The organism is Curtobacterium sp. A7_M15, assembly GCF_030705415.1.
In the GTDB taxonomy this organism is placed as follows: domain Bacteria; phylum Actinomycetota; class Actinomycetes; order Actinomycetales; family Microbacteriaceae; genus Curtobacterium.
The window spans coordinates 1-12,700 of record NZ_JAUZED010000101.1 but is presented as its reverse complement, the minus strand read 5'-3'; the positions used below and the strand labels follow the sequence as shown (position 1 = coordinate 12,700).

At 72.4% G+C, this 12,700-nt stretch carries 11 protein-coding genes; 7 read left to right on the top strand and 4 right to left on the bottom strand.

Annotated features, from left to right (window positions below):
• The coding region (locus Q7F20_RS15055) for an efflux RND transporter permease subunit (protein ID WP_305740883.1) at positions 1-2,639 on the top strand (2,639 nt) is incomplete at its 5' end.
• Here Q7F20_RS15055 and Q7F20_RS15050 read toward each other — a convergent pair.
• Both Q7F20_RS15050 and Q7F20_RS15045 read right to left on the bottom strand, forming a co-directional pair.
• Positions 2,636-2,947: a hypothetical protein gene (locus tag Q7F20_RS15050; protein WP_305740882.1), complete on the bottom strand. Its 312-nt coding sequence runs from the start codon at positions 2,945-2,947 to the stop codon at positions 2,636-2,638. The two genes, Q7F20_RS15055 and Q7F20_RS15050, sit on opposite strands and share 4 nt — an antisense overlap.
• A gap of 90 nt (positions 2,948-3,037) precedes the next feature.
• Positions 3,038-4,132 (bottom strand): alpha/beta hydrolase, encoded by a 1,095-nt coding sequence (locus tag Q7F20_RS15045; protein WP_305740881.1) that lies wholly within the window; start codon positions 4,130-4,132, stop codon positions 3,038-3,040.
• Between the two features lie 140 nt (positions 4,133-4,272).
• Between Q7F20_RS15045 and Q7F20_RS15040 the strand changes: the two genes are divergently transcribed.
• A complete protein-coding gene (locus Q7F20_RS15040) occupies positions 4,273-5,127 on the top strand; it encodes a PPK2 family polyphosphate kinase (protein ID WP_305740880.1) in 855 nt (284 codons plus the stop codon).
• A 271-nt stretch (positions 5,128-5,398) separates the two neighbouring features.
• Positions 5,399-7,450 carry a DEAD/DEAH box helicase gene (locus Q7F20_RS15035; protein ID WP_305740879.1) on the top strand — a complete coding sequence of 684 codons (2,052 nt, stop codon included), beginning with the start codon at positions 5,399-5,401 and terminating at the stop codon, positions 7,448-7,450.
• A gap of 81 nt (positions 7,451-7,531) precedes the next feature.
• Here the strand turns inward: Q7F20_RS15035 and Q7F20_RS15030 are convergent, their stop codons facing one another.
• Both Q7F20_RS15030 and Q7F20_RS15025 read right to left on the bottom strand, forming a co-directional pair.
• Positions 7,532-8,041, bottom strand: coding sequence for a DUF664 domain-containing protein (locus Q7F20_RS15030; RefSeq protein WP_305740878.1), 510 nt, complete (start codon positions 8,039-8,041; stop codon positions 7,532-7,534).
• Positions 8,042-8,077: 36 nt separating this feature from the next.
• Complete coding sequence (locus Q7F20_RS15025) at positions 8,078-8,644, bottom strand: MarR family winged helix-turn-helix transcriptional regulator (protein ID WP_305740877.1); 567 nt, start codon at positions 8,642-8,644, stop codon at positions 8,078-8,080.
• Positions 8,645-8,880: 236 nt separating this feature from the next.
• Here Q7F20_RS15025 and Q7F20_RS15020 point away from each other — a divergent pair, with 236 nt between their 5' ends.
• The 4 genes from Q7F20_RS15020 to Q7F20_RS15005 all read left to right on the top strand — a co-directional run.
• Positions 8,881-9,480: a hypothetical protein gene (locus Q7F20_RS15020; RefSeq protein ID WP_305740876.1), complete on the top strand. Its 600-nt coding sequence runs from the start codon at positions 8,881-8,883 to the stop codon at positions 9,478-9,480.
• A gap of 97 nt (positions 9,481-9,577) precedes the next feature.
• Positions 9,578-10,726 (top strand): S24/S26 family peptidase, encoded by a 1,149-nt coding sequence (locus Q7F20_RS15015; RefSeq protein ID WP_305740875.1) that lies wholly within the window; start codon positions 9,578-9,580, stop codon positions 10,724-10,726.
• Positions 10,727-10,787: 61 nt separating this feature from the next.
• Entirely contained in the window at positions 10,788-11,951 is a 1,164-nt protein-coding gene (locus Q7F20_RS15010; protein WP_305740874.1) for an exonuclease SbcCD subunit D, read from the top strand.
• On the top strand, positions 11,951-12,700 hold a 750-nt coding region (locus tag Q7F20_RS15005; RefSeq protein ID WP_305740873.1), incomplete at its 3' end, for an SMC family ATPase. The genes Q7F20_RS15010 and Q7F20_RS15005, both read left to right, overlap by 1 nt.

The following is a 12,700-nucleotide window of genomic DNA, read 5'->3' as shown; positions in this document are numbered from 1 at the left end:
CGGGCGCGACCGGCGGGGCGGGCGCGACCGGCGGGACCGGGGCGACCGGGTCGTCGAGCGCGACCAGTGGGACGGCGGCGGGCGGTCCGTCGGGGGCGAGCAGCGCCTCCAGTCCGACCGCCGGTGAGGCGACCGCCGGTGGGTCGACCACCGGGACCGCCGCGGCGACGCCGACCACCATCGGTGACGTGGCGAAGGTCGCGATCGAGGAGTCGCCGCGCACCTCGATCAGCCGCGTCGACGGCGAGACGGCGTTGACGATCGCGATCACGAAGACGCAGGAGGCCAACACCGTCGACGTGTCGAAGACGGTCCGTGACGCCCTGCCCGACATCGAGGCGAAGGTCGCCGGTGACCCCCGCTTCACCGTCGTGTTCGACCAGGCGCCGTACATCCAGCAGTCGATCGACTCCCTCGCCGAAGAGGGGCTCCTCGGTCTCGGGTTCGCCGTCCTCGTGATCCTGCTGTTCCTGCTGTCCGTGCGGTCGACGATCGTGACCGCGATCTCGATCCCGACCTCGGTGCTGCTCGCCGCGATCGGCATGCGAGCGACCGGGTACACGCTGAACGTCATCACGTTGGCCGCGCTCACGATCGCGATAGGACGCGTGGTGGACGACTCGATCGTGGTCATCGAGAACATCAAGCGGCACCTGCAGCCGGGGGTGGACCGGACCCGTGCGGTGCTCGACGCCGTCCGGGAGGTCGCCGGCGCCGTCACCGCGTCGACCCTCACGACCGTGGCCGTGTTCCTGCCGGTGGCGTTCGTCGCGGAGCTCGTGGGGGAGCTGTTCCGGCCGTTCGCCCTCACCGTCACCATGGCGCTCGTGGCGTCGTTGCTGGTGTCGCTGACGATCGTGCCGGTGCTCGCGTACTGGTTCCTCCGGACGCCGGCCCCTTCCGGTGAGCCCGCTGACCCGGCTGCCGGTGAGCGTGCTGGCGGTGGCGCGGGGGCCGGTGGCCCGGCTGCCGGTGGGTCCGCGGCGACCACCGCGCTGTCGTCGGCCGAGGACCTGCACGACGCCGGCACCTCGGACCGACTCCGACGTGGCTACCAGCCGGTGCTCCGCTGGGCCATCGGACGGCCGGCGCTCGTGGTGGTGCTGGCGGTCCTCGTGCTCGGCGGGACCGCGGCGGCAGTCCCGTTCGTCAAGACGAACTACCTCGGCGACTCCGGCCAGAACACCTTCACGGTGACGCAGGACCTCGAGCCGGGGACGAGCCTCGACGAGCAGTCCGACGCGGCGCGGAAGGTGGAACGGGTCCTCCGCGGCGTCGACGGCGTGCAGACCGTCCAGACCACGATCGGGACGAGCGGGCAGTCGATCCAGGCGGCCTTCGGCGGGAGCGCATCGGCCTCGGTGCAGTACAACGTCACGACGGACGCCGACGACGACCAGACCACCATCCAGTCCACCGCGCGCGACCGCATCGACCGGATCGACGGCGTGGGCGAGGTCAGCCTCTCGTCGGCCGGCGGTGGCTTCGGCGGCTCGAGCGACATCGAGGTCGACGTCACCGCGCCGACCCAGGCGGAGCTCCGCACCGCGGCGGCGTCGGTGCTGCGGCAGATGCGGAAGGTGGACGCCACCACGGGAGCGACGAGCAACCTGTCGGCGTCCGAGCCGTACCTCGCCGTCCGGGTCGACCGACAGGCCGCCGCCGAGCGCGGGCTGACCGAGACGCAGGTCGGCGGGATCGTCGCAGCGGCGGTCTCGCCGCGCGACACCGGCACGATCGAGATCGACGACGCGACACTCGACGTGTACATCGCCGACCCCGCGCCCCCGACCACCATCGCGGCCCTGCGGTCCCTGTCCATCCCCACCTCGACCGGGACGGTACCGCTGTCCGACCTGGCCACCGTCGAGCAGGCCGAGGGGCCGACGACCATCACCACCTCGAACGCCGTCCGCACGGCGACGATCACGGTGACCCCGGACTCGACGAACCTCGGAGCCGCCGTGCAGAACGTGACGGCGGCCGTCGACGCACTCGACCTGCCGCGCGGCGCGTCGGCGGAGATCGGCGGCGTCGCCTCGAGTCAGTCGTCGGCGTTCAGCCAGCTCCTGCTGGCCATGCTCGTCGCGGTCCTGATCGTCTACGTGATCATGGTCGCCACGTTCCGGAGCCTGCGACAGCCGCTGCTCCTGCTCGTGTCCGTGCCCTTCGCGGTGACCGGTGCGCTGCTCCTGCAGATCCTCACGGGGATCCCGCTCGGGGTGGCATCGCTGATCGGTCTGCTCATGCTCGTCGGCATCGTCGTCACGAACGCGATCGTCCTCATCGACCTCGTGAACCAGTACCGGCGCCGCGGGCTCCGCGTGCACGACGCGCTCGTCGAGGGGGCGACCAGGCGACTCCGGCCGATCCTCATGACCGCGCTCGCGACGATCTTCGCGCTGCTGCCGATGGCCGTCGGGCTGACCGGTCGGTCCGGGTTCATCTCGCAGCCGCTCGCGCTCGTGGTGATCGGCGGACTCGTGTCGTCGACGCTGCTCACCCTCGTGGTGCTGCCGTCGTTGTACGCCCTCGTCGAGGGGTTCTTCGAGAAGCGGGCCGACCGGCGGGCCGGGCGGGCGGATCGTGGTGCCGCGCGGCTCGACCGGGACGGCTCCCCCGAGGAGTCCGCGGGTTAGCGGCGGTACTCGGCGTCGATCGCCGAGATCGGGTCGACGACGGTGGCGGTCCGCGCTGCCGTGGGCGCCTCCTCGCGCTCGACCGCGCGGAACCACGAGACGAGGACGCACGTCAGCGTCACGAGGAACACCACGCCCGCGACCTGCGACAGCACTGCCATGTGCCCGGTGACGGCCGCGTACCCGCCGAAGGCGACCGCGGCGGTGAACGACAGGCCGAGCAGCAGTTCCGCGAAGGTCTGCAGCGAGGAGTGGCGCTCCCAGCGGGAGGCGGTCGCGTGTGCAGGGCGCATCGAGGTGTCGGTCACCCCGGAAGTCTGCGGCGCGCGGGGCCCGAGCGGCAGTCCCGACTCCGGGTGCCACCCGGCCGGGGCACGTGGCCGGCGACGCCCCGCGCCTCAGCCCAGGTGCTGCCGCAGGAAGCTCGCCACGCGCTTGCTCATCGCCTCGTCGAGCTGGGCGATGGAGTGCGCCGACCCCTCGACCGCGACGAACGTCACCGGCACGTCGTGTCGGCGGAGCGTCGCCGCGAACTCCTGCGACTCCCACAGCGGGATGAACTCGTCGGTGGAGTGCCCGATGAAGAACGGCGCCGTGTCCGAGGTCACGTGGTACTCCGGCGACGCCCGGGTCGCGGCCGGGCAGTCCGAGTACGTCCGGCACCCGAGGTAGAGCAGCTGCTTCCGCTGGAACGACGCCGAGACGCCGTCGGGCTCGGTCGACCGGGTCGTCAGGTTCGTGGGGCCGCTCAGGTCGACGACGGCCCGGATCCGGTCGCCCTCGGCGTAGGCGGTCGACTCGTGGTCCGTCACGGCGAGCATCGCCGCGAGGTTCCCACCGGCGCTCCCCCCGAACACCCCGACCCGCCCGCTGTCCACGTCGTAGGTGGCGAGGGTCGTCGGGCGGAACACCCAGTCGAGCGCGCGTCGGACGTCATCCAGCCCGGCAGGGAAGGGGTCGGTCGGGGCCAGGCGGTAGTCGACGTTGAACGTGACGAAGCCCTCGGACGCCAGGTACTTGCACACCGAGCGGTAGGCGGCGGTCGCCTTGTCGCCGTGCGACCAGCTGCCCCCGTGGATCATCAGGACGGCGGGACGCGTGCCGCCGGCTGCCTCGGCGACCGTGTCGGCGTCGGCAACGCCCTCGACGCCGGCGTCGGCCCCAACCCCGGCCCCAACCCCGGCCGCATCGGCCCCGGCATCGTCCGCCGTCGCCGACGCAGTCCCGCCCGGCGTCGGCGTCGGCGTCGTCGTGGTGTCCGGCGCACTGTCCGCCGGCAGGCAGACGTCGAGCCGCTGCAGTGCATCCGCGCCGTAGGGCACATCGGCGACGACGTCGATGCCGTGGTAGCGGAGCGACAGCGGGTAGATGACCGGGTCGGCCGTGACCGTGCGGTTCTCGTCGCCCACCGGGTCCGTGCTGCACGACGCGACTGCGCCGAGCGCCACGACCGCGGCGACGAGCGCGAGCAGCGTGCGACGGCCTGACCTCATCGGACCAACGGTAACCCGGTCGCCGCACGTCGTCGTCCACCCACGGGAGGAACCCACGAACCCGTCATCGGCCCCGAGGACCACCACCGGACGAAGTCGTCCACCGGTGCCAGGATGGGGACGACCCCGCAGGAGGACCCGTGAGCCGTCGCAAGGCCTGGAACGCCGACCCCGAACCGCTGCTCCGCGTCGAGGACGGCTTCCGCCTCGACCGGGTCGACCCCGACGGCACCCCGGGCTTCCCCGGGCGGAAGATCGACGGGCTCGAGGCGCTCGCTGCCGGGGCCTCCCGACTGTCCGCACTGCAGGAGCGCCTCTGGGCGGCATCCACCGCCGGGGACCAGCGCCGCGTGCTCCTCGTGCTCCAGGCCATGGACACCGCGGGCAAGGGCGGCGTCGTCTCGCACGTCGTCGGCGCGGTGGACCCGAACGGTGTGCACTACGCCGGGTTCAAGGCCCCCACCGCCGAGGAACGCGAGCACGACTTCCTCTGGCGCATCGAGCGACAGCTGCCCGGCGCCGGTCAGCTCGGCGTCTTCGACCGCTCCCACTACGAGGACGTGCTCATCCAGAAGGTCCGCGCGTTCGCCCCGCCGGAGGAGATCGAGCGTCGCTACGGCGCCATCGTCGACTTCGAGGACGGACTCGCGGCGGCCGGCACGAGCATCGTCAAGGTGATGCTCCACATCTCGAAGGACGAGCAGCGCGAGCGGCTCGGCGATCGGCTCGACCGCCCCGACAAGCACTGGAAGTTCAACCCCGGCGACATCGACGAGCGTCTGCTCTGGGACGACTACCAGGCCGCGTACCAGACGGTGTTCGACCGCACCTCGACCGCGGCGAACCCCTGGTACGTCATCCCGGCGAACCGCAAGTGGTACGCCCGGCTCGCCGTGCAGCAGCTCCTGCTCCGCACGCTCGAGGACATGCAGCTCACGTGGCCCGCGGCGGACTTCGACGTGGCCGAGCAGCGGCAGCGGCTCGCCGAGTCCTGACCCGCGGTCGGTCCAGGAGGCGCGGATCGCCCCCGCCGCGCTGCTCCGGTCCGGCGGTGGGCTGGCCAGCGCCGGTCGGATCGCGTAGACTCACTCGGTCGGCCTTCGACGCCGTGACATTGCGATCACGGAGTTTCTCGTTTGGGTGTGTGTTGCTCGAGGGCTGGATTCACGTCGATCCGCGACGGGAAGAACCCCCTCTCCGCACGCAAGCCCCCGCCGATGTCGCTGCCGGGCGCTGCGGTACGTTGCGCACCCCGAGAAAGTAGCCATGGCCCCGTACAACAAGGGCGGCGCGGACAACCGTGCCTCCGACCGTGTCCGCCACCCGAACGGCACCCCCGCCGCTCGCAGCAGCAAGCACCGCGGCTTCCGTGCCGCCGACCCTTCCGCGCCGCGGCAGAAGCAGCGCTGGGACGCCGAGGAGCGTCGTGGCCGCGCGGCGCAGGGCGAGCGCCCGAGCCGTCCGAACTGGGAGCCGCGCGACGGTGGACAGGGTCGCCCGCAGCGCGACGATCGCGGCGGACGTCGCTTCGACCGTGACGACCGTGCCCCGCGTCGTTTCGACCGCGATGACCGTGCCCCGCGTCGTTTCGACCGTGACGACCGCGACGACCGTGCGCCGCGCCGTGACGCCGGCGACCGTCCGCGTCGGAACTTCGACCGTGACGACCGTGCTCCCCGACGGTTCGACCGTGACGACCGTGCCCCGCGCCGGTTCGACCGCGACGACCGTGCCCCGCGCCGGTTCGACCGTGACGACCGTGCCCCGCGCCGGTTCGACCGCGACGACCGCGCGCCCCGCCGTGACGCCGACGACCGTCCGCGACGGAACTTCGACCGTGACGACCGCGCTCCGCGCCGGTTCGACCGCGACGACCGCGCTCCGCGCCGGTTCGACCGCGACGACCGCGCTCCCCGTCGCGACCAGGACGACCGTCCGCGTCGGAACTTCGACCGTGACGACCGGGCCCCGCGCCGGTTCGACCGCGACCACCGCGCTCCCCGTCGTTTCGACCGCGACGACCGCGCTCCCCGTCGGTTCGATCGCGACGACGCAGAGCGCAAGTCCTTCGTCCCCGCCGACGACGTCAAGCTCGAGAAGCTCCAGGCCGAGGCAACGGTCGCGGCCGACGTCGAGGGCGTGACCTTCGCCGACCTCGGCATCGGCGGCAACATCTCGCGCACGCTCGCCGAGATGGGCGCTTCGAACCCGTTCCCGATCCAGGCCGCCACGATCCCCGACGTCCTCGCCGGCAAGGACGTCCTCGGCCGCGGCCGCACGGGCTCCGGCAAGACCATCGCCTTCGGCGCACCGCTCGTCGAGAAGCTGATGGAGAACGGCGGTGGCACGAAGCGCCGGATGGGCCGTGCCCCGCGGGCGCTCATCCTCGCGCCGACCCGTGAGCTCGCCCTGCAGATCGACCGCACGGTGCAGCCGATCGCCCGCTCGGTCGGGCTCTTCACGACGCAGATCTACGGCGGCGTGCCCTACGGCCGTCAGGTGGGTGCGCTCGAGCGCGGCGTCGACATCATCGTCGGGACTCCGGGGCGCGTGCAGGACCTCATGAACAAGGGGACGCTCGACCTGAGCGAGGTCGTCATCTCCGTGCTCGACGAGGCCGACCACATGTGTGACCTCGGGTTCCTCGAGTCGGTGCAGGAGATCCTCTCCGCGACGGCCGACGTCACCCCGGCGGGCAACCGTGCCCAGAAGCTCCTGTTCAGCGCGACGCTCGACGCCCAGGTCGCGTCGCTCGTCGAGCAGTTCCTGCACGAGCCGAGCGTCCACGAGGTCGCCGGTGAGGACCAGGCCTCGTCGACGATCGACCACCGCGTGCTCGTGGTCGAGCAGCGCCAGAAGGACCAGCTCCTCGAGGAGCTCGTCGCCGGTGACGGCAAGACCATCGTGTTCGCCCGGACCCGCGCCTACGCCGAGCGACTCGCCGACCAGTTCGAGGACGCCGGCATCCGCGCGACCTCGCTCCACGGCGACCTGAACCAGTCCCGCCGGCAGCGCAACCTGCAGCTGCTGACGAGCGGACGCGTGAACGTGCTCGTCGCGACGGACGTCGCCGCCCGCGGCATCCACGTGGACGACGTCTCGCTGGTCGTGCAGGCCGACGCCCCCGACGACTACAAGGCGTACATGCACCGCTCGGGCCGCACCGGTCGGGCCGGCAAGGAGGGCACCGTCGTGACGATCGTCCCGCGCGGTCGTCGCCGCAAGATCGAGGGCATCCTCGAGAACGCGGAGATCGAGGCGGACCTCGTGGAGGCGGCACCCGGTGACGGGATCGTGGCGGAGCTCGCCGCGCGGTAGTCGCGAGCAGACGCAGGACGGGAGGCGCGGTGCCAGCTGGCACCGCGCCTCCCGTCCTGCGTCCCCGTCCGACGCGCCGCGTCAGCGGTTGAAGAAGAGCAACCCGCGCACGTACCCGGCCTGTCCGGCGTGCTGCGTGCAGTCGTCGAGGATGCTGACGAGTCGCGCGCCACGCGTGACGGGCGGATCCCAGGCGTCGTCGACCACGGGGTCGAAGTCCGCCGGCTCGAGCGTGCCCACGTACGCGACGGTGCGTTCGTGCACCGCCCGGAGGTAGCCGTTCAGCAGCTCGGCGGAGGCACGCACACGGCCGACGTCGTCACGCGACATGCCGTAGCCGAGCGCCTCTGCGGGGAAAGGGAGTCCGAACCGCTCCACCCAGCCGTCCGCGGTCCAGACCTGCTCGGTGCCCGCGAGGTCCGCGACCTGCGCGTCCTGCCCGCGTGCGATGTGCCACGCGAGCCAGGCGAGTGTGTTCGCACCTGCGGCCGGGCGGGCGGCCAGCTGGTCCTCCGACAGCCCGTCGAGTGCTCGTGCGACGGTCGACGGCACGCGGGAGAACGCTTCGATGAGGAGCTCTGAGGGGGTCATGCCGGCAACGCTACGCGCGGTCTCCGACACCGTTCGTCACGGCTGCAGGCCGGCGAGGGTCGCCGCGGCGGTGACCGATCGCGAACGGCGTTCGAGCGCGGTCCCGAGTCGGTCGAAGGCGTCGGCGAGCCGGCTGCGGTCGTCGGGTGCGATCACGTCGCGGAAGGCCGACGAGTAGACGGCACCGATCTCTCGCGCGACCTCGGACCCGGACGGGGTCAGGTGGATGAGGATGCTGCGGCGGTCGTCGGGGTTCGGGCGCCGCTCGATGTGGGCGCGCTTCTCGAGCCGGTCGATCAGGCTCGTCATGGCCCCCGTGGAGAGCTCGAGGTACTCGCCGGCCTGCTTGGGGGTGACCCCCTCGCCGTCGGCTGCCGCGAGGAAGAACACGAAGCGGGTGTCCGTCGCGTTCAGCCCGCGGGCGGAACTCTCGTGGTGCAGGACGCGCGCGTGTTGCATCTGGAGGACGCGGAAGGCGGTCAGGAGCTTCGCGACGTCCCCCTCCAGGTCCGTCTCGGGGACGGTCACGGTCGGGGAGACGGGCGCCGGAGGGAGCCCGGGGGCATCGAGGGGGCGCGGGAGCGCGGGGGTGGTGTCCGTCATCGGGCGGCTCTTCTCGGGTGGTGATCGCCGGTGCGATCGGTGGGACGGCGCGGGCACGCCGCCGTGCTGCTCATTGAACAAGCATCTCACTCATCGAGCTACCCCCAGCTGTGGGGGTGAAGCTCCACTTGTGAGCCACACGGCGCTCAAGTAGCTTGATCGTCGTAGCAAGACGGCGTCGCCGCGACCAACCACCGCACACCACGACGCCCCTTCCAGGATCAGGAGCTTGAGCCATGTCCCGTGTCACCCCTCGCGCCGCCCGTCTCGCCGCCTGGATCGCCATCCCCGCCGCTCTCGTGGCGTCGGGGGTCGTGGTCTCGACCGCGTCCTACTCGGCGTTCTCCGCCACCACGGTCAACCCGACCAGCAACTGGACGGCCGGCAGCGTCGCACTCACCGACGACGACAACAACACCGCGCTGTTCAACGCGACCGGCTTGAAGCCCGGCTCGACCGGCGCGAACTGCATCACCGTCACCTCGACCGGCACGCTGCCGTCGACCGTGAAGCTCTACGGCACGAACGCGGCGACGACCAACGCCCTCGCGTCGAACATCAACCTCACCGTGGAGCAGGGCACCGGCGGCGGCTTCGGCTCGTGCACCGGCTTCACCCCGGCGTCGACCAGCGGCACGCTCTACAGCGGCACCGTCGCGGGCTTCGGCTCGGCGTCGACCAACTTCGCCACGGGCGTCGGCACCTGGGCCCCCACCGGCAGCGGCTCGGAGTCGCGCGTCTACCGCTTCACCTACACCGTCTCGAGCACCGCACCGAACACCGTGCAGGGCGGTACCGCAGCCCTCGGCTTCACCTGGGAGGCCCAGAACAGCTGAGTCGGACGCTCCCGTCCACCCTCGTGACGTCCGGGACCGAGCCCGATGCGGGCCCGACCGTCACCGTCCGACAACGCGCCCCCGGTCGAAGGCAGTCATGGTCAGCATCGAAGTGCACGGCGGTCACACGCCGCACGACGTGCTCCGTGACGCCGTCGACTGGGGGCGCGTCGTCGTCGCGACGCTCGCCCGCGGAGTCGTCGCGACCCTGCTCGGGCTCGCGCTCTGGGCAGCCGCTCCCGCCGTCATCGGCTGGCAGCCGACGACGGTCATGACGGGGTCGATGGAGCCGCGGCTCACTCCCGGTGACGTCGTCGTCTCCCGCCCGGTGTCGGCAGGTGACGTCCGGGTCGGCAAGGTCCTGCTCGTCGACGACCCCGACCAGCCGGGGCACCTCCGCATGCACCGCTACGTCGAGGACGGTCCGCGCGGCACGCTCGTCACGAAGGGCGATGCCAACCCGCAGCAGGACTCGACGCCCGTGGAACCGTCGGCGGTGCACGGCATCGCCTTCCTGCGGGTCCCGTTCGTCGGCGCGCCGATCGTCTGGCTCCGTGGCGGTGAGTGGGGCAAGATCGGGATGCTCGCGCTCGGTCTCGTCGCGGTGCTCGCCCTCTGCACGGTCGACGGGTCGCTGCGGCGGCTCGTGGAACCCGCGGGGTCGTCCTCCGACGACGATCCGTCCCCGGACGCGGGGGACGGGCCGGACGGTGTCGGTGACGGCCGGGAGGCGCGGGTCGACCCCGCCCCGCACGTCCCCTCGGACGCGACCACCGTCGTGAGCCGCCGCACCCTCCGTCGGTCGGCCCGCCGAACCCGTCGGTCCCGCCGCCTCGGCGGCGCAGCCGTCGTGCTGGTGCTCGCCGGCGGTGCCGGCGTCCTGCTGCCGTCGGAGGCGGTCGCGGCGCCCTGGTCGCACACCACGTCCACGTCCACCTCGTTCGCCGCCCTCACCGTGCCTCCGGCCACCGCACTCACCTGTACGGCGAACGGCGACGGCTCCGTGAACATCGGCTTCGCGTACGGCGGCCCCACGGCGACCTCGTTCTCGGTGATGAGCGGCACGACGGTGCTCGCCACCGGAGCGACCTCGCCCGTGCGCGTCACCGGCTCCGGCCTCCTCAACCTCGGACAGGTGTACACCGTCACGGTGCGCGTCAACTACCTCGGGAACTGGACGTCGACGAGCACCGCGACGACACGCGTGCAGACCGCCCTCGTCGGCACCACCCTCAGCTGCGCCTGAGTTCTCCACAGGTCGCCGCGGGGCACACGGGGATGTCCCCGGCCGGCGCTACCGTGACGGCATGCGCATCCTGCACACCGGCGACTGGCACCTCGGCCGCACACTGCTGGGTGCCGACCTGCTCGAGCACCAGGCGGCCTTCCTCGACTGGCTCGTCGACCAGGCACGGGCACGCGCGGTCGACCTCGTCGTCGTCGCCGGGGACGTCTACGACCGGGCCATCCCGCCCGTCGACGCCGTCCGGATGCTGTCGCGGGTGCTCGAACGCCTGGCGGAGACGGCCACCGTCGTCATCACGCCCGGCAACCACGACTCCGCCGCACGACTCGGCTTCGGTGCAGGTGTGATGGACCCGAGGGTGCGGATCCTCGCCGAGCCCGCAGGCATCGCGGACCCGGTCCTCGTCGACGACGCGCACGGCCCCGTCGCCGTGTACGGCATCCCGTACCTGCACCCCGACCTCACCCGGTACGCCCTCGCGGCGGTGCCCGACGAGCCGCTCGCGCGCTCCCACCAGGCCGTCGTCGGTGCGGCGATGGACCGCGTCCGCGACGACCTCGCCGGGCGTCCCGGAACACGCAGCGTCGTCGTGGCCCACGCGTTCGTCGGCGGGACCGAACCGAGCGACAGCGAACAGGACATCCGCGTCGGCGGTGTCGACCGGGTGGCGCGTGCCGTGTTCGACGGCGTCGACTACGTCGCGCTGGGGCACCTGCACGGACCGCAGCGGGTGGGCGACGGCGACCGCGTGCGCTACGCCGGGTCACCGCTCGCGTTCTCGTTCGGTGAGCGACACCAGCAGAAGTCGGTCACGGTCGTCGACCTCGACGGGACGGGGCAGGTCACGGCCGAGCTCGTCCCGGCGCCCGTGCCGCGCCGACTCGTCGACGTCCGGGCGACCATCGACGAGATCGAGGCCGGGGCGCACCGCTCGGCGGCGGACGCCTGGGTGCGTGTCGCCGTTACGGACACCGTCCACCCCGAGCGGATGTACGCCCGGGTGAAGGACCATTTCCCGCACGCCCTCGCCGTCACGCACGAGCCGGCGGGCCGCGCCGAGCGTGCCGCCGCGCGTGCGGTCACCGCGACGTCCGACCCGGTCGAGGTCGCAGCCGACTTCGTGTCGTTCGCCACCGGCACCGCGCCGGACGACGACGACCGCGCGATCCTGACCGAGGCCTACGAAGCGGCCGCCCTGGCGCTCCAGCGTGAGGGGGACCGCTGATGTACCTGCACCGACTCGAACTCCGTGCGATCGGCCCCTACCCGGACCTCGTCTCGATCGACTTCGCCGCGCTCGCCGCCTCCGGGGTGTTCCTGCTCGAGGGACCGACGGGCTCCGGCAAGTCGACGATCATCGACGCCGTCGTGTTCGCGCTGTACGGCGGGCTGGCCGGTGCGGAAGCGAGCGACGACCGCTTGCACAGCCAGCACGCCGACCCCGCGGTCGAGCCCTTCGTCGAGCTCGTCTTCGAGACCGGTGCCGGGGTGTACCGCGTCCGGCGCACGCCGCAGTACCTGCGCCCGAAGCAGCGGGGGACCGGCAGTGTGAAGCAGCAGGCCTCCGCGCAGCTGTTCCGGCTCGCAGGGCCGGCCGACGTGGCCGGTGAGCCGATGTCCTCGCGCATCCCCGAGGTCGCGGTCGAGATCGCCCGGATCATCGGGCTCGACAAGGCCCAGTTCCTGCAGACCGTCGTCCTGCCGCAGGGCGAGTTCGCGCGGTTCCTGCGGTCTCCGGGGGAAGAGCGCCGGAAGCTCCTGCAGTCGCTGTTCGGCACGCAGGTCTACGACCGGACCGCCGACGAACTCGCCGTCCGCCGCCGTGCCGTCCTCGCCGAGGTCGAGGGCGCCGACGCCCGGGTCCGCGATGCCCTGAACCGGTTCGCCCAGGCCGCGGGTGTCGACGAACCGGACGAGTCCGGCGTCCCCGCGACCGTCGCAGCACTCCGCTCGGCCGCCGACGCGGCCGAGGCC

Coding starts and splice junctions, on each gene's coding strand:
- Q7F20_RS15020 (WP_305740876.1), top strand. CDS start 8,881: ATGTCCCGTGTCACCCCTCGCGCCGCCCGTCTCGCCGCCTGGATCGCC.
- Q7F20_RS15010 (WP_305740874.1), top strand. CDS start 10,788: ATGCGCATCCTGCACACCGGCGACTGGCACCTCGGCCGCACACTGCTG.
- Q7F20_RS15015 (WP_305740875.1), top strand. CDS start 9,578: ATGGTCAGCATCGAAGTGCACGGCGGTCACACGCCGCACGACGTGCTC.
- Q7F20_RS15030 (WP_305740878.1), bottom strand. CDS start 8,041: ATGACCCCCTCAGAGCTCCTCATCGAAGCGTTCTCCCGCGTGCCGTCG.
- Q7F20_RS15025 (WP_305740877.1), bottom strand. CDS start 8,644: ATGACGGACACCACCCCCGCGCTCCCGCGCCCCCTCGATGCCCCCGGG.
- Q7F20_RS15035 (WP_305740879.1), top strand. CDS start 5,399: ATGGCCCCGTACAACAAGGGCGGCGCGGACAACCGTGCCTCCGACCGT.
- Q7F20_RS15045 (WP_305740881.1), bottom strand. CDS start 4,132: ATGAGGTCAGGCCGTCGCACGCTGCTCGCGCTCGTCGCCGCGGTCGTG.